This window comes from Mesorhizobium sp. M0166, assembly GCF_040322255.1.
Classification (GTDB): domain Bacteria; phylum Pseudomonadota; class Alphaproteobacteria; order Rhizobiales; family Rhizobiaceae; genus Mesorhizobium.
Genome location: NZ_JAMYTD010000035.1, coordinates 39,696 through 55,750, shown reverse-complemented (window position 1 = coordinate 55,750; position 16,055 = coordinate 39,696). Strand labels below are relative to the sequence as shown.

Genomic DNA, 16,055 nt, shown 5'->3' with positions numbered 1-16,055 from the left:
TCATTCAACCCTCCTTCGGCTTTTCCGGCCGAAATAGAATCGAGCTTCGCCGCAAAGCGCAACCCAGATGTGTGAATGCGATAGCACTTTCGTGGGGGCGAGGAACCCAAGCTGGAGTGAAGCCGCAACACTTTCCCTCTGCCGGGCCGAGGCAGATCGGCAAATTCGTCGAGGGCGCCACATTTTGTTCTTGCTTTGTGCCGGCAGCTATGCTACTAATTTGGGTATGGTGCCAGTTGGCTCCAACGACCCGCCCGCCGAGGCGGGTTTTTTATTTCTAGCCCTGGACCCTCCCCAACGTTGCCTGCCGACGCCGCCTTTCACATTAAGGCCGGAATTCAGCCTATAAGCGGTCGCACAGGGACATGCCAGACCGGAGCCGCCCGTCCGGTCGACAATCAAGGACCCGCCATGCCTCGTTCTTTCCTTCATGCCCTGATCGCGCTGTTGGCCGTCGCGCTGCCGACAACGGCTTCGGCCGCAGAACCGCAATCCTTCACGGGCGAGTATTCGGTGTCGTTCCTCGGCCTCTCCGTGGCCAAAGCGAAATTCTCCAGCCATTACGAGGGCGACACCTATTCTATCGAGGGCAGCGTTTCCGCCGCCGGGCTCGCCACTTTGTTCGACGATACGAAAGGCACGATCTCGTCGAAGGGCAAGATTTCGGGCAAGCAGTTGCAGCCGCAAGCGTTCCACGCCGACTACACGTCCGGCAAGAAGGCATCGATGATCGACATCCAGTTTGCCAACGGCGTCGTCACCTCGACCAAGGTCGTGCCTGAGCCGAAGAAGCGCAATCCCGAGAATTGGATACCGCTGGCCGGCAGCCATCTCGTATCGGTCCTCGATCCGATGGCCGCGACCGTTATCCATGCCGACAGCCTCGACCAGGTCTGCGGGCGCACGGTGAAGCTCTATGACGGCGAAATGCGTGCCGATCTGAAACTGACCTACGAGTCCAAAGGCTCGATCTCGGTGACCGGCTACAAGGGCGATACGGTCACCTGCAGGCTGGGCTTCGAGCCGGTGGCCGGCTACCGCAAGAACCGCAAGGCGCTGAACTACCTGAAGAAACGCAGCCGCATCATGGTGACGTTTGCACCAGTCGGCCAAAGCGGCGTATATGCGCCGATCCGCGCCACGGTCAGCACGCAAATCGGTCCGTTGACGATCAGCGCGGAGCGGTTCGAAGCGAACGAATAGGCGTGATGGTGCGCCGCCAACGGGCATGGGGGCGACGGGTATGGCGCGCGCAACACTGATCGGCTTCTCCGCGGTCGCCATGTGGGCGCTGCTGGCGCTGCTTACGGATGCTTCGGGCGCCGTGCCGCCGTTCCTGCTTTCGGCAATCACCTTTACGATCGGCACCTGCGTCGGGCTGGTTGCCCGGCTGTTCATGCCGGCAGCCGGCGGCGCCGCGAAGATACCACGCAAAGTCTGGGTGATCGGCATTGCCGGCCTGTTCGGCTACCACTTCTTCTACTTCACCGCGCTGCGCAATGCGCCGGCCGTCGAGGCCAGCCTGATCGCCTATCTGTGGCCGCTGCTGATCGTGCTGGGATCGGCGCTGATGCCTGGCGAGCGGCTGGCCTGGAACCACGTCGCCGGCGCGCTGCTCGGCCTTGCCGGCACGGTCCTGATCGTCACCAAGGGCGGCGGGCTTGCCTTCGACGCGCGTTATGCCTTCGGCTACGCCATGGCCGGCGTCTGTGCGGTGCTGTGGTCGTCCTATTCGCTGTTGTCGCGGCGTTTCCCGTCGGTGCCGACCAGCATCGTCACCTGGTTCTGCGCCGCCACCGCGGCCCTTTCGCTGGTCTGCCATCTGTTGCTTGAACAGACGGTGCTGCCCGCCGGCGCCGGCCAGTGGCTGGCCGTGCTCGGCCTCGGTCTGATGCCGGTGGGGGCGGCGTTCTATGCCTGGGACATCGGCGTCAAGCGCGGCAACATCCAGGTGCTGGGCGCGGCGAGCTACGCCGCGCCGCTGCTATCGACGCTCGTGCTGATTGCCGCGGGCTTCGCCGAGCCGTCATGGCGCATCCTCGCCGCCTGCGTGCTGATCACCGGCGGCGCGGCACTGGCGGCGAAATCGCTGTTCCTGGGCAAGAGGGCCACGAGCGAGGCAAACGCATGATGCCGTTTCCCGGCGGCATCGATGCCAGTGCCAATGCGACGCTGGTGTTTTCGCTGGCGGCGGCGGTGATTTACGCGTTCAGCCTCGGCATGCCGCCGCGCCTTTCGCGATCGGCTGCAAGGACATTGGCGGTTGCGATGTTGGCGGTGCTGGTCGTGCAACAGGGCGGCCCATGGCTGCTCGTCGCCGCGCTGGGCGTCAGCGCCGTCGGCGACGCCTTCCTGTCGCGCGACGGCGAGAAGGCATTTCTTGGCGGCACGGCCAGTTTTCTTGCCGCGCATGTGCTTTATGTCGTGCTGTTCCTGCGTGCCGGCGGCGGCCTCGGGCTGCTTTCGGCCGAGCCGTGGCGGGTAGCGATCGTGCTGGCGATGATCGTGTCGGTGCTGGCCATGCTTTTCGCGCTCCGGCGCCGCGTCGGCCCGGGCTTGCGTTTGCCGATCGGTGTGCATGCCGCGGCACTGCTTGCCATGGGCATTGCGGCGCTCAGCCTGAACAGCGTCTGGGTCGTCGGCGGCGTCGTCCTGCTCATGCTGTCCGACGGGCTGCACGCCGCGGAAAAGTTCCTGCTGCCGGCAATCTCGCCGCACCGCATCTGGGTGCGCCATGCGGTCTGGGCGCTGTATTACGTCGGCCAGCTAGCGATCACGCTGGGTTTCCTGCTGGGCTAGGTGCCTAGGGCGTTCCCGGCAGCCAGCCTGGTTCGGCCAATTCGAAGGCCGCGAAATCGAACCCCGGCGCCACGGTGCAGCCGACCAGGGTCCATTCGCCGAGGCTGCGTGCCGACTGCCACCAGCCTGCCGGCACGACGATCTGCGGCCGCTCGCCTGCGGCAAGCGCCGTACCGAGGATCTCCTCGATGACGGGACCGCCTTCTCGATGTATCGACAGCGCCAGCGGCGCACCGTCATAGAAATGCCAGACCTCGGCCGCGTCCTTGACCCGGTGCCAGGCCGACAATTGGTCCTTCTCGAGGAGGAAATAGATCGCCGTCGAATGGCCGCGCGTGCCTGTCGCGCCGTCGCGAAAGGTCTCGGCATACCAGCCGCCTTCCGGATGCGGCTTCAGGCCGAGCAGGGCGATGATTTCGGCGGAACTGGTCATGACCCTAGCTCCTGGCGCCGCTCAGAAATTGTCCTTGCGCTTGCGGATCTCGGCGAACACTTCGGCGTCGGAGGCCTTCTCCAGGCCGAGATGCCTGCGGATCGCCGGATCGTGCCAGCGCAGGAACGGATTGGTCGACAGTTCCTCGCCGATCGTCGTTGGCAGCGTCGGTTTGCCGTCGGCGCGCAGCGCCTCGATTTTCGCGGCGCGCTCTTTCAGCGCCGAATTGGTCGGGTCGACGGTGAGCGCGAAACGGGCGTTGGCCAGCGTATACTCATGGCCGCAATAGACGACCGTCTCGGCCGGCAGCGCCGCGAGCTTCTTCAGGGATTCGTACATCACCGGCGGCTTGCATTCGAGCAGCCGCCCGCAGCCGAGCGCAAACAGAGTGTCGGCGGCGAATGCCACTTTCGACGCCGGCAGATGATAGGTGACATGGCCGGCCGTGTGGCCGGGTGTGGCGATGACCTCGATCCGCTCGTCGCCGAGGTGGACGACCGAGCCTTGCTCGACAGTTTCGTCAATGCCGGGAATCTTTGCCTTTTCGGCTTCCGGCCCGACAATGCGCAGCTTGAAGCGCTCCTTCAGCGCCAGATTGGCCTCGACATGGTCGAGATGGTGGTGAGTGGTCAGGATCATCGTCGGGGTCCAGCCGGTGCGCTTGATCGCCGCCAGGATCGGCGCCTCCTCGGGCGCGTCGATGAGCGCCGTCTCACCGCTTTTCGGGTCATGCACCAGCACGCCGAAATTGTCGCTGCGGCACATGAATTGTTCGATCTCGACGGGCATCGTATCTCTCCCTTTATTGCCGCAGACATAGGGCGCCTGCCAGCCGATGTCATCTGCCTTTGTTGAACTTGGACTGCTTCGAAGCTACCGTTCCGCCCATGCATTCTGACATTGTCGATCTCCGTTCGTTTTATTCGACCACGCTCGGCCGCCTGGCCGAACGCTCGATCACCATGGCGCTGTCCTCGATATGGGCCGTCGTGCCCAACGAGCGGCTGGTCGGCCTCGGCTACACCTTGCCGTGGCTGGAGCGCTTCGGCAGCGATGCCGAGCGTGTCTTTGCCTTCATGCCGGCAACGCAGGGCGCGGTGGTCTGGCCGGCGACCGGGCCGACGGCGACCGCCCTGGTCTTCGACGAGGAACTGCCGCTGGTCGATTCCTGCATCGACCGCATGCTCCTCGTCCATTCGCTCGAACATGTCGAGAACCCGCGCGAGACGCTGAACGAGATCTGGCGGGTGCTGTCGCCGGCCGGCCGTGTCGTCATCGTCGTGCCCAACCGGCGCGGCGTCTGGGCGCGCTTCGAGCACACGCCTTTCGGCAATGGCCGGCCGTTCTCGCGCGGCCAGCTCACCGAATTGCTGCGCGAAGCGAATTTCACGCCGGCGGCGTGGTCCGATGCGCTGTTCTTCCCGCCGTCGCCGCGACGTTTCATGATGCAGTTTCACAATGTGCTGGAACGCGCCGGCCGGCGCTTCTGGCCGATCTTTTCGGGCGTTATCGTCGTCGAGGCGCAGAAGCGGCTCTATCAAGGCGTGCCGGTTGCCCAGCGCGCGTCCCGCCGTGTCTTCGTGCCGGTTCTCTCGCCGCATGGCGCGCCGACGCTTGGCCGGCTGTCGCGGACCGAACGTCTGGCGCCGCCAAGATGACGCGTTCGTGATCCGACGCAGGCTTTTTCTCACCTATCTGTCGCGGACAGGTTGGCTGCCCGATTGAAGGCATACGCGGTCGATTCTATGACCGGGTTTCAGCACCGCTTCCGAATGCAAGGATCCACTCATGGCTGATCTTCCGGATGTCGAGGCCAGTGCCCAGAAGCTTGCCACGTCGATTGAAGCCAGCAGCCTGCGTGAGCAGCTGGCAACAATCAAATTGGCGCTGACCACCTCGCCAGTGCGAAAGCAATTGTTTTGGGCCGCGATCGGCATCGTCGCAGTCATCGTGGCGAGCTCGATCGGGCAGATTCTGCTCAATCGCTGGAACCAGCCTTTCTACGACGCGCTGGCGCGGCGCGACATGCCGGCTTTCCTGCATCAGCTTCTGGTCTTTGCCGGCATCGCCGGCGGGCTTGTGGTGCTCAATGTCGGCCAGACCTGGCTCGACCAGATGCTCCGCCTGAAGCTGCGCGAGGCGCTGACGCTCGACCTGATCGACGAATGGATGCGGCCGGCGCGTGCCTTCCGGCTGACCCATGCCGGCGCCATCGGCGTCAATCCCGACCAGCGCCTGCAGCAGGATGCCGGGCATCTCTCCGATCTTTCCACCGGCCTCGGCATCGGCCTGCTGCAGTCCTGCATCCTGCTTGCCTCCTTTGTTGGGGTTCTGTGGTCGCTGTCTTCCGGCTTCGTCTTCCACATAGGAGGCCATTCGCTGGCCATACCCGGCTACATGGTCTGGGCGGCGATCCTTTATGCTGGCACCGCCTCCTGGTTGAGCTGGCTGGTCGGACGGCCGCTGATCCGCTTCAACAACGATCGCTATACGCGTGAAGCGGAGCTGCGCTCCTCGGTGGTTCGCGTCAACGAGAACGTCGATGCCATCGCGCTGGCGCATGGCGAGGCCGATGCCAGGCGCCGGCTCGAATTCGATCTCGGCATGGTGCTGGGCGCCATGCGGCGCATCTACAGCGCCCAGATCAATCTTTCCTGGGTTACCGACACCTATGGCTGGATCACTGTCGTCGCGCCGATCCTTGTCGCCTCACCGGTCTATTTTGCCGGCGATATCAGCTTTGGCGGCTTGATGATGGCAGTCGGCGCTTTCAACCAGGTCCATTCCTCGCTGCGCTGGTTCATCAACAATATCGGCGGCATCGCCGATTGGCGCGCTACGCTGATGCGGGTCGCCGACTTCCGCATCGCGCTTGGCGACACCGACGCGCTGCACCATACGGAAAGGCGCATTTCGTTCGGCGAAAACCCGGACGGCAGCCTGACCTTCGAGAAACTCGAGATCGCCTCGCCGGAGGGATGCACCAAGCTTGCCGAGCCGCATGTCGAAATCCGCGCCGGCGACCGGGTCATGCTCACCGGAGATCCGGGCGCCGGCAAGACGCTGTTCTTCCGGGCCATTGCCGGTCTGTGGCCATGGGGCAGCGGACGGATCGGCATGCCGGCCGGAGAAGCGCCGATCTTTGTTCCGCGTACCCCCTATTTCCCGCTAGGCAAGCTGCGCGAGGTGCTCAACCATTCAGACGGCGCTGCGGAGGCGAGCGATGCCGAGATCTCGGAGGTGCTGGCCGATGTCGGGCTGCAACGCCTGTCGTCCTCGCTCGATCGCTCGGCGCGCTGGGAGCGTGAGCTCAGCGACGACGAGCAGCGTCTGCTGGCCTTTGCCAGGCTGGCCTTGCGACGGCCGAAATGGGTGATCATCGACGAGGCGCTGGACGCGTTCGACGGCCCAACGCTGAGGCAAGTGCTGTCGATGCTGGAGAAGCGCCTTCCCGACGCCGGGATCCTCAATATCGGCCGCGGCCAGCACTATGCCCGCTTCTTCCGCCGGGCGTTGACCATCGTCAAGGATGCCGGCCAACCGCCACTCAAGCCGGCCCGTATCAGGGCAGGTGCCATCGAACCGCCCCCGGCTATCGCCTCGGCCGGCCGAAAGAAATAGAAGGCAAGCTTTATTTCGCCGCGATCGCGGCGAAAAACTGTCGCGATCGTTTCAGATGGGAACGTTCCGATCGGCCATGCTTGACGCTCTCGCCCTGCTCGCCTGCCTTGCCTGCACCCCGGCGGCACCTGCGGCCGCGCCGGCCAATGCAATTGTCGTCGATGTCGAGCTGGTGCTGGCCGTCGACATCTCGCAGTCGATGGATGAAAGGGAGTTTGCCCTGCAGCGCGCTGGCTATGTCGCGGCGCTGCGCCACCCCGACTTCATCAACGCCGTGCGTGCCGGCACCTCCGGCCGCATCGCCATCGCCTATTTCGAATGGGCTGGCACCATCCGCGACGATGGGGTCATTGCCTGGCAGGTCGTCGACAGCAAGGAGAGCGCCAACGCTTTCGCCGACAAGATCGCGGCCCGCCCGTTCAGGAGCTTTCGCGGCACCTCGATCTCCGGTGCAGTGGCTTTCGGCGCCGAGCTTTTCGACGGCACGGCCTTCGCCGGCAAGCGCCGCGTCATCGACGTCTCGGGCGACGGCCCAAACAACACCGGCCTGCCGGTCACAACGGCACGCGATGCGGCGCTGGCGAAGGGCATCGTCATAAATGGGCTGCCGATCCTGATCAGCCCGTCACCCACCTTCAGCCATCTCGACCGGTATTATGCCGAATGCGTTACCGGCGGGCCGGGCTCGTTCGTGCTGCCGATCTATGCTGCTTCCGAATTTTCCACCGCCACTCGCCGCAAACTGATCCTCGAGGTCAGCGGCATCGAGTATCCCAAGGTGGATCCGAGGACGATCCGCATCGACGCACCGATCGACTGCCTGCAAGGCGAGCGCGACCGGCGGTTTTTCTCGGACCCATATTTCCCGGAACTTGACCGGTAAGGCTGGCCCAGGCGTAGGCTAGGCTGGCGGCAGGCCGAAGGCCGGGAACAGAGATGGCCCGAGCGGCCCTATGAAGATCGTCAAGGAAGCGATCCCGCCCTCGGCCGCGTCGAACACATGCAGGGAATGGCCCCGCCATTCAGGGCCATCGTGGCTGCGGGAATAAACCCCGACCGCCGGCTGGGCATTGGCGCGGGTGGCCAGTGTGCGGAAGCCGCCAAACCTCGGCCAGACGGTCTCGAAGAAACCGCGGATCGCTTCGCGGCCTTGATACCATTCGCGCCAGGGCGGCATTGTATAGATGGCGTCCTCGCGCAGCAGCTCGATCAAGCTGTCGAGATTGGCGGCCTGCCAGGCCTGCATGTAGCGTTCGAGCAGCAGGCCTTCTTCGGGGCTGGGCCGTGATCGGCTGGCCGGCCGTCCCTGAGGATAGCGCGCCGCCAGCGTTGCGCGGGCGCGCTGCAACGCGCTGTTGATCGAAGCCGTCGATCCTCCCAGCAAACGCGCCGTCTCGACAGCCGACCATCCGAGGACGTCGGCAAGCAGCAGCGCGGCGCGCTGCCTGGGCGGCAAATCCTGGATGGCGGCGACGAAGGCGAGCTGGACGGCCTCGCGGCTCTCGTAACGGGCTTCCGGACCTGGCTCGCTGCCGGCAATGTCTGGAAGCTCGGCGTCGGGGTAGGGCTCCAGCCAGGCGATGTCGGCTACCGGCCCGCCTATGGCCGCTCCGTGCGAGGGCGGCCGTCCGGGTTCCCGGAGAATGCGGTGCGCCCTCGACCTCGCCTTGATGGCGTTGAGGCAAGCGTTGGTCGCGATCATGTAGAGCCAACCGCGAACCGAACCTCGCCCGTCGAACTCCGACCTGGCGCGCCAGGCGCGAAGCAACGTGTCCTGGACGAGGTCGTCGGCCTCGTGCAACGAACCCATCATGCGATAGCAATGCAGCTTGAGCTCGCGGCGATGGGCGGCCGTGACCTTCTCGAAGGCCAGCCGATCGAGGATCGGCTGGCCTGCTGGTTCCAGAGGTGGTTGAGCGTCTGTCATGCTACTTTCGGGCTGCATCCGGATTCCGGGTCAGGTTCGCATTACGCGCGCCTCAGGCGGCCGGGGCAAGCCCGCTACCGCTCACCATGAAGGAACTGCCTTGCGGCTGACCGGTGGCCAGCGCGACCACCGCCCGTCCGACATCGGCCGGCGTTTGCATGTCGGTCATGGCGGCGATGAAGTCCGCCGGCTGGATGCCCATATAGGCCGCGATGCTGTCGACGCCGGCCTTGCCCACGCCGGTCTCCGGCATGATGCGCATCGGCGCGAGCGCCATGAAGCGCAGGCCGAGGCCAAGTCGATCGGCCTCCTTCTGGCTATGACCGGCCAGGAACATCTGCATGCGTTTTGCGCCGGCATAGCCGCCGGCGTTCGGTGGTCCGCCGGTCAAGGCCGCGCCGCTGGAGATCAAGACGATCCGGCTCCCCGGCTTGAGCGGACGCCGCAGAGCGGCCCGGCAAAACAGGAACGACGCCTTGACGTCCGTGTCCCAGTTTGCCGAGAACGCCTTCCAGTTCTGTTCGCGCACCGGCGCGGAAGGCGCCAGCGCGCCTGCGCAGATCACCAGCACGTCCGGCTCCAGCGCGCCGAATACCTTGTCGGGGGCGGAGTCCACCGTCGCATCGACCGCGAGCGTCTTCACGCCCGAGACCTCCCAGGCAAATTGCGCCAGGGCCTGTTTTCCGCGGGCGACGGCCAGCACCGTCGCTCTCTCCTTGAGGGCGGCCTCCGCGATCGAGCGGCCGACACCACGGCTGCCTCCGACGACGACGACATTCTGATTTTGCAACGATCCCATGGATCACCTCTCTGTTCCCGGCCGCCGGACCATCCAGGCGCGCTCATCGATAAGGACAGCGCAGGCGCGCCAAAATCATCGGTGCCAGGCAGAAATATCTTCAGGTGACGGCAGCGGCGCGCCGGTTTTGTATTCAGTGTCATTACCTCTGGGGTAATCGACCAGCGCACTAGGTCTCGGCAAACTGCTCCCATCAAGCCGGTTGTCCGGCTTTCGACCATCAGGGAGTTACGCCATGACCGCCTACGCCGTCGCCCATATGCGCCAGGTCACGCCGGGGCCGCAGATCGTCGAGTACCTGCACAAGATCGATGCCACGCTGGAGCCGTTTGGCGGGCGTTTCGTGGTGCACGGAGGCGAGGTGGAAGTCGTTGAAAACACCTGGCCGGGTTACCTCATAATCATCGAGTTCCCCGACAGGCAGCAGGCGCGCGCATGGTACGACTCGCCCGCCTATCAGGAGATATTGCCGCTGCGCACCGGCAATTCCCAATCCGACGTGGTCTTGGTCGACGGCGTCCAGCACCCGCACAAGGCCACCGACGTTCTCGAATAAGGGGGCGATTTGCTACGGTTGGCTTTTATCGTTTCAACAGGAACACCGCCTGCTGGCCGAAAAAGTTCCAGAACCACCACGGCATCGAGAAGCCGATCCGCTGACCGTTGGCGTCGAGCGCGGTTGCCTTTTCCACCGTCGCGCCAAGCTCGTCGCACAGATTGACGAAATCGCGAATGGTGCAGAAATGGATGTTGGGCGTGTCGTACCAGGAATAGGGCAGGTCCTTGGTCACCGGCATGCGGCCGTTGAAGAGCAGCGAAAAGCGCACCCGCCAATGGCCGAAATTGGGGAAGGAGACGATGGCGCGATTGCCGATCCGGAGTAACTCGTCGAGCACCAGCTTCGGATTGCGGGTCGCCTGCAAGGTCTGCGACAAGACGACGAAATCAAAACCCTTGTCGGGATAGAATTGGAGATCCTTGTCGGCATCGCCCTGGATGACCGACAGGCCCCGCGCCACGCATTCGTTGACGCCGCGCTGCGACAGTTCCAGCCCGCGGCCGTCGACCTTCTTGGTCTCCTGCAGCAATTCGAGCAGCAGGCCGTCGCCGGAACCGACGTCCAGCACCCGCGACTGCGGCGGGATGAGATCGGCGACGACTTCGAGGTCGACGCGCTGGGCGCGGTTGACGCTCATGCGTTCGGCTCTTGCCTGGCGCATGGTCCTGATCCGAAAAGTCTGCAACTTTTCGGGGTCATGCGCCAAGCCCTCTCGCGCGCGCGGCCGAGGCGATGAAGCCTCTGATGGCGGCGAACAGTTCCGGCTCGTCGAGCAGGAAGGCGTCGTGGCCGCGGTCGGTCTCGATCTCGACGAACGAGACCGAGGCGCCGGCCGCGTTCAGCGCGTGCACGACCGAGCGGCTCTCCTCGGTCGGGAACAGCCAGTCGCTGGTGAACGAAACCAGGCAGAAGCGCGTCTTGGTGCCGGCGAAGGCATCGGCCAGACGGCCGCCATGGTCGGCGGCGAGATCGAAATAGTCCATCGCCCGGGTCATGTAGAGATAGGAGTTGGCATCGAAGCGGTCGACGAAGGTCATGCCCTGATGGCGCAGATAGCTCTCGATCTGGAAGTCGGCATCGAAGCCGAAGGTCAGCGCTTCGCGGTCCTGCAGGTTGCGGCCGAACTTGCGGTGCAGCGCTGCTTCCGACAGATAGGTGATGTGGGCGGCCATGCGCGCCACAGCCAGCCCCTTTTCCGGCCGCTTGCCATGCTCGAAATACTTGCCGCCATGCCAGTCGGGGTCGGCCATCACCGCTTGCCTGCCGACCTCGTGGAAGGCGATGTTCTGCGAGGAATGGCGGGCGCCGGTGGCGATCGGCAGCGCCGAGAAAACGCGCTCGGGATAGCTGGACGCCCATTGCAGCACCTGCATGCCGCCCATCGAGCCGCCCAGCACGCTGAACAGCTGTTCGATCCCGAAATGCTCGACCAGCATCAACTGCGCCCGCACCATGTCGCGGATGGTGATGATCGGCAGGTCGAGCCCGTAAGGCTTGGCGGTGGCGGGATTGGTCGAGGCGGGGCCGGTGGAGCCGAGGCAGCCGCCGATGACGTTGGACGAGATGACGAAGAAACGGTCGGTGTCGATGATCTTGCCGGGGCCGATCAGCACTTCCCACCAGCCCGGCTTGCCGGTCACCGGATTGGTGTTGGCGACGTGCTGGTCGCCGGTCAGCGCATGGCAGACGAGGATTGCATTGGAGCGGGCGTCGTTGAGCGTGCCATAGGTCTGGTAGGCGATCTGGAACGGCGACAGCAGCGTGCCGGCGTCGAGCTTGAGCGGCTTGTCGGCGCCGAAACGCAACACCGGGCTCGACGGCTGGTCGGCCTCGTTGTTGGTTTTTCGCGCGCGCAAAGCGACCATCACATCTCCTTGCCCGGCCTTCAGCTGTCCACCGGTCTGGGCAACAGCCAGCCAGGGCAACAAAAAACCGGCCATGCCTTCGCAAAGCCGGTTACAGGATGCAAACGGCCCTTTAGCAAGTTGTTTAACGTGGCTGCAAGCCGACCGGCCAAATCACCACGGAACTTTCGCTGCTCTTCTAGGACTGACGCATGGCTTCGTCAACGGCAAGTTCTTGATCCCGAATTGCCGCCCCTCGACATTCCGGGCCACGGCTTGTATTTCCGCTGCGGCCTCCGGATGGAGGCACTCTCGACGGATTTCATGGAATGAGCCAGACACCGGATCAGACACGTCCAAGGCCCCGCGCCGGCATCATGGAGATCGAAGCCTATGTGCCCGGCAAGAGCGCGGCGCCTGAAGGTGTCGCCAAGGTCCACAAATTGTCGGCGAACGAAAACCCGCTCGGCCCTTCGCCAAAGGCGATAGAGGCCGCGCGCGCGGTCGCCGACAAGCTCGCGGTCTATCCCGACGGCAGCGCCAGGCGCCTGAGGGAAGCGATCGCGGAGGTGCACGGGCTCAACCCGGCGAACATCGTCTGCTCCAACGGCTCCGACGAGATTCTGGGCCTGCTTGCGCAGACCTACCTCGCGCCCGGCGATGAAGCCATCATCACCGAACACGGCTTCATGGTCTACAAGATCTACATACAGTCGGCCGGTGCCGTCCCGGTAACGGTCAAGGAGACCGATGAACGCGCCGACATCGATGCGATCCTAGCCGCGGTGACGCCGCGCACCAGGATCATCTTCCTTGCCAATCCAAACAATCCAACCGGCACCTACGTGCCGTTCCAGGAGGTGCGCCGCCTGCATGCCGGCCTGCCGCGAAACGTGCTTCTGGTGCTGGATGCCGCTTACGCCGAATACGTCCGGCGCAACGACTATGAAGCCGGCGTCGAGTTGGTGGGCAGCGCGGAAAACGTGGTCATGACCCGCACCTTCTCCAAATTGGGCCTGGGCGGCGCGCGGATCGGCTGGATGTATGCTCCAATGCACGTCATCGACGCGATCAACCGCGTGCGCGGGCCTTTCAACGTCAATGCGACGGCGATCGAGGCCGGCATCGCGGCGATCCGCGACCGCGCGCACATCGAACGCAGCGTCGCGCATAACGAGACCTGGCTGGCCTGGCTGAGCGAGCAATTGGCGGGGCTTGGGCTGCGGGTGACGCCGAGCGTCGGCAATTTCATCCTCATCCACTTTCCCGAGGACAAAAAGCATTCGGCGGCGGCCGCCGACGACTACCTCAGCCAGCGCGGCTACATATTGCGGCGCGTTTCCGGCTACGGTTTTCCCAACGCGCTGCGCATGAGCATCGGCACCGAAGAGGCCAATCGCGGCGTTGTCGCAGCACTCGCGACATTCCTGAAAAGCTAGAGCACCATGACTTCACCGATGTTCGAAAAGATCGCGCTGGTCGGCATCGGCCTGATCGGCTCGTCACTGGCCCGCGTCATCCGCCGCGAGGGGCTCGCCGGCCAAGTCGCGATTTCGACGCGCAGCGACGCGACGCTGGCAAGGGCGAGCCAACTCGGCCTTGGCGACACCTACACGACGGATGCCAAAGAGGCGGTTCGCGACGCCGATCTGGTTATCGTTTCGGTGCCGGTCGGCTCTTCAGGTACGGTCGCCGAGGAGATCGCGCCGGCGCTGAAGAAGGGCGCCATCCTCACCGATGTCGGCTCGACCAAGGCCTCGGTCATCGCGCAGATGCAGCCGCATGTGCCTGATGGCGTGCACTTCATCCCCGGCCATCCTTTGGCCGGCACCGAAAAATCGGGACCGGATGCCGGTTTTGCCGAACTGTTCGAGAACCGCTGGTGCATCTTCACGCCGCTGCCCGGCACCGATCCTGCGGCACTGGAAAAGCTCTCGGAATTCTGGCGCCGCTGCGGCTCCAACATCGACACGATGGACCCGCAGCATCACGACATGACGCTGGCCATCGTTTCGCACCTGCCGCACATCATCGCCTATAACATCGTTGGTACCGCCGATGATCTGGAGTCGGTGACCAAGTCCGAGGTCATCAAATACTCGGCTTCCGGCTTTCGCGACTTCACCCGTCTTGCGGCGTCCGACCCGACCATGTGGCGCGACGTCTGCCTGCACAACAAGGACGCCATTCTCGAAATGCTGGCGCGGTTTTCCGAGGATCTTTCCTCGCTGCAGCGGGCCATCCGCTGGGGCGACGGCGAAAAGCTGTTCGACCTGTTCACCCGCACCCGCGCCGTCCGCCGCTCGATCATCGAGGCCGGCCAGGATATCGACGTACCCGATTTCGGCCGCCAGGCAGTCGAACACCCGCCGAAGGGATAAGCCGCTGCAGGCCGGTTGCAGGCCAGACCTCTAGTCGAGCGGCTTGATCTTGCCGAGCGGGATGAAGCCGAGCGAGGCCTTGCCCCTGACGATCTTCAGCGGCATCGACGGCTGGTTGCCGAGCAGCGCCAGTCCGGCAAAGCCGGTTTGGATCTCTTTCTTCTGCTCGGGGATGGCGGTGGCGAGGATCGCCGCCACGGCCTTTGGATCATTGAGCCTGATCGTCAAGTCGGCATTTATGAGACCGTCGTCATCGACCGACAGGGGTCCGGAAACGGTGATGCGCGCAGTTCCGGACGACAGATCGAGCTCGTGGATTTCGGCCGCCTGGCCGCGCAGGCTCTTCGGATTTGCCTTGATCAGCGTCACGCCGTTCTTCAGCGTCACGTCGCCGCTGCCGTCGAGCGGCGGCAAGACGCGCCCGTCGATGGCCGCCGCGTCGATTTCGAGATCGGTGAAATTGCCGGCATAGTCGATGTCCGGGCCGTTTGGGCGCAATTGCCCGATGGCAGTTCCGGCGCTGAACAGCGAGACGGGATCGGTGTCGTCTGCCGGATCGGTCTGGCCGGACAGGCCTTCTGCCTGCAGCGAGAGGCGTCTCGGCAGCGGCCAGGAGAGCTTCATGTCGGCCCGCAGATTATCCCAGTCGATCCAGAGCGGGGTCATGCCGGGAACAGAGGTCCTGAGCGGCCCCCTGAGCTCGGCGGCAGGCGACAAAAGCCGGGTGATCTGCGTGGCGGCGTTGATCTTGCCTGTCGATGCCGCGACGTTGCGGCTGTCGTCCTCGTAAGCCAGGCTGTCGCAGGAAAGGGTGAAGCTGAAGGGATAGCCGCTGACCGCGAGATTGGCGCAGTCGGCCTTGATGCCGTTGCCGTCGAGATCGGCGACCGCCTTGTCGGTTGCACTCTCGACCAGGTCCGCCAGGTAGAACCAGCCGGCGCTGTAGATGCCGAACAGCACGAGGATGAAAGCAGCAAGCCACAACAAGCGGCGACGTTGGCTGGGCGGCGGGCGCTCGTCACTTGACGTCATGCTGCGGCTTTCGTTAACGCGGGTGGCACGGGCGGGCTGTCGCTTGCGGCAACAACAGGTAGACGGACTGAAACACCACCGGTGGAGTGGTTCGTCACAATCAGGCTTGGCGATATGGGCGATTTTTGGGTTTTTGGCTACGGCTCACTGATCTGGCGGCCCGGATTCGCGCATGTCGAGACGCGGCGTGCCCGCCTGCATGGCTACCGCCGTTCGCTCTGCGTTTATTCTTTCGTGCATCGCGGCACGCGCGAACGGCCGGGCCTGGTGCTCGGGCTCGACCGCGGCGGCTCCTGCATCGGGCTGGCGTTCCGGGTCCCAGGCGAGCTGCGCAACGAGGTCATCTCCTATCTGCGCGAGCGTGAACTGGTCACCAACGTCTATCTCGAACGTGTGCTCAGCGTTCGCCTCGACAAGAGTGAAACGGATGGGAGCGAGACGGTCGAAGCCGTTGCCTATGTCGTGGACCGCAGCCATGAGCAATATGCCGGTGCGCTCGACCCGGCCGAGGCGGCGGCCGTCGTTCGCGGCGCCGTCGGCCAGTCGGGCAGGAATGAGGATTACGTGCTCAGCACGCTGGAGCACCTCGAAGCACTGGGTATAAGCGATCACTGGCTGGAAGACGTGACGAGACGGATCGCGTCGTAGCTTCGGTGTCGT

17 protein-coding genes and 1 riboswitch are annotated in these 16,055 nt (G+C 64.5%); of the genes, 10 read left to right on the top strand and 7 right to left on the bottom strand.

What is annotated here, in order from left to right; genetic code table 11:
* Window positions 1–411 precede the first annotated feature (411 nt).
* Genes NKJ46_RS27155 through NKJ46_RS27145 form a run of 3 tightly spaced genes read left to right on the top strand, consistent with a single transcriptional unit; the run spans window position 412 to window position 2,799 of the window.
* Window positions 412–1,203 (top strand): DUF3108 domain-containing protein, encoded by a 792-nt coding sequence (locus tag NKJ46_RS27155; protein WP_352669003.1) that lies wholly within the window; start codon window positions 412–414, stop codon window positions 1,201–1,203.
* Window positions 1,204–1,243: 40 nt separating this feature from the next.
* Entirely contained in the window at window positions 1,244–2,131 is an 888-nt protein-coding gene (gene yddG / locus NKJ46_RS27150) for an aromatic amino acid exporter YddG (RefSeq protein ID WP_352669000.1), read from the top strand.
* Entirely contained in the window at window positions 2,128–2,799 is a 672-nt protein-coding gene (locus tag NKJ46_RS27145) for a lysoplasmalogenase family protein (protein WP_352668998.1), read from the top strand. The genes yddG and NKJ46_RS27145 overlap by 4 nt, the downstream gene beginning before the upstream one ends.
* A 4-nt stretch (window positions 2,800–2,803) precedes the next feature.
* Here NKJ46_RS27145 and NKJ46_RS27140 read toward each other — a convergent pair whose 3' ends face one another.
* A complete protein-coding gene (locus NKJ46_RS27140) occupies window positions 2,804–3,232 on the bottom strand; it encodes a cupin domain-containing protein (protein WP_352668996.1) in 429 nt (142 codons plus the stop codon).
* A 21-nt stretch (window positions 3,233–3,253) separates the two neighbouring features.
* Window positions 3,254–4,021: a hydroxyacylglutathione hydrolase gene (gene gloB, locus NKJ46_RS27135; RefSeq protein ID WP_352668994.1), complete on the bottom strand. Its 768-nt coding sequence runs from the start codon at window positions 4,019–4,021 to the stop codon at window positions 3,254–3,256.
* A 98-nt stretch (window positions 4,022–4,119) separates the two neighbouring features.
* Here gloB and NKJ46_RS27130 point away from each other — a divergent pair, with 98 nt between their 5' ends.
* The 3 genes from NKJ46_RS27130 to NKJ46_RS27120 all read left to right on the top strand — a co-directional run bounded on the left by NKJ46_RS27130 (window position 4,120) and on the right by NKJ46_RS27120 (window position 7,736).
* The gene (locus tag NKJ46_RS27130) at window positions 4,120–4,890 is read left to right on the top strand and encodes a class I SAM-dependent methyltransferase (RefSeq protein WP_352489400.1); all 771 of its coding nucleotides are present in this window, start codon (window positions 4,120–4,122) and stop codon (window positions 4,888–4,890) included.
* A 130-nt stretch (window positions 4,891–5,020) separates the two neighbouring features.
* Window positions 5,021–6,853, top strand: a complete 1,833-nt coding sequence (locus NKJ46_RS27125; protein WP_352668991.1) for an ABC transporter ATP-binding protein/permease — start codon at window positions 5,021–5,023, stop codon at window positions 6,851–6,853.
* Between the two features lie 76 nt (window positions 6,854–6,929).
* A complete protein-coding gene (locus NKJ46_RS27120) occupies window positions 6,930–7,736 on the top strand; it encodes a DUF1194 domain-containing protein (protein ID WP_352668989.1) in 807 nt (268 codons plus the stop codon).
* Window positions 7,737–7,754: 18 nt separating this feature from the next.
* Here the strand turns inward: NKJ46_RS27120 and NKJ46_RS27115 are convergent, their stop codons facing one another.
* Both NKJ46_RS27115 and NKJ46_RS27110 read right to left on the bottom strand, forming a co-directional pair.
* Window positions 7,755–8,780: an RNA polymerase subunit sigma-70 gene (locus NKJ46_RS27115; protein WP_352668988.1), complete on the bottom strand. Its 1,026-nt coding sequence runs from the start codon at window positions 8,778–8,780 to the stop codon at window positions 7,755–7,757.
* 52 nt (window positions 8,781–8,832) lie between these two features.
* Complete coding sequence (locus NKJ46_RS27110) at window positions 8,833–9,579, bottom strand: SDR family NAD(P)-dependent oxidoreductase (protein WP_352668986.1); 747 nt, start codon at window positions 9,577–9,579, stop codon at window positions 8,833–8,835.
* 235 nt (window positions 9,580–9,814) lie between these two features.
* Here NKJ46_RS27110 and NKJ46_RS27105 point away from each other — a divergent pair, with 235 nt between their 5' ends.
* Entirely contained in the window at window positions 9,815–10,135 is a 321-nt protein-coding gene (locus NKJ46_RS27105) for a DUF1330 domain-containing protein (RefSeq protein WP_352668984.1), read from the top strand.
* 25 nt (window positions 10,136–10,160) lie between these two features.
* Here NKJ46_RS27105 and metW read toward each other — a convergent pair whose 3' ends face one another.
* Both metW and metX read right to left on the bottom strand, forming a co-directional pair.
* Complete coding sequence (gene metW, locus NKJ46_RS27100; RefSeq protein ID WP_352489406.1) at window positions 10,161–10,775, bottom strand: methionine biosynthesis protein MetW; 615 nt, start codon at window positions 10,773–10,775, stop codon at window positions 10,161–10,163.
* Window positions 10,776–10,833: 58 nt separating this feature from the next.
* Window positions 10,834–12,003, bottom strand: a complete 1,170-nt coding sequence (metX, locus tag NKJ46_RS27095; protein ID WP_352467542.1) for a homoserine O-acetyltransferase MetX — start codon at window positions 12,001–12,003, stop codon at window positions 10,834–10,836.
* A gap of 92 nt (window positions 12,004–12,095) precedes the next feature.
* Window positions 12,096–12,173, bottom strand: a riboswitch (SAM riboswitch).
* Window positions 12,174–12,311: 138 nt separating this feature from the next.
* Here metX and hisC point away from each other — a divergent pair.
* Window positions 12,312–13,421 (top strand): histidinol-phosphate transaminase, encoded by a 1,110-nt coding sequence (hisC, locus tag NKJ46_RS27090; protein WP_352668982.1) that lies wholly within the window; start codon window positions 12,312–12,314, stop codon window positions 13,419–13,421.
* A gap of 6 nt (window positions 13,422–13,427) precedes the next feature.
* Window positions 13,428–14,363, top strand: coding sequence for a prephenate/arogenate dehydrogenase family protein (locus NKJ46_RS27085; protein WP_352668980.1), 936 nt, complete (start codon window positions 13,428–13,430; stop codon window positions 14,361–14,363).
* Between the two features lie 30 nt (window positions 14,364–14,393).
* Here NKJ46_RS27085 and NKJ46_RS27080 read toward each other — a convergent pair whose 3' ends face one another.
* Entirely contained in the window at window positions 14,394–15,395 is a 1,002-nt protein-coding gene (locus NKJ46_RS27080) for a DUF2125 domain-containing protein (protein ID WP_352668979.1), read from the bottom strand.
* 114 nt (window positions 15,396–15,509) lie between these two features.
* Here NKJ46_RS27080 and NKJ46_RS27075 point away from each other — a divergent pair, with 114 nt between their 5' ends.
* Window positions 15,510–16,043: a gamma-glutamylcyclotransferase gene (locus tag NKJ46_RS27075; RefSeq protein WP_352668977.1), complete on the top strand. Its 534-nt coding sequence runs from the start codon at window positions 15,510–15,512 to the stop codon at window positions 16,041–16,043.
* Window positions 16,044–16,055: the final 12 nt, after the last annotated feature.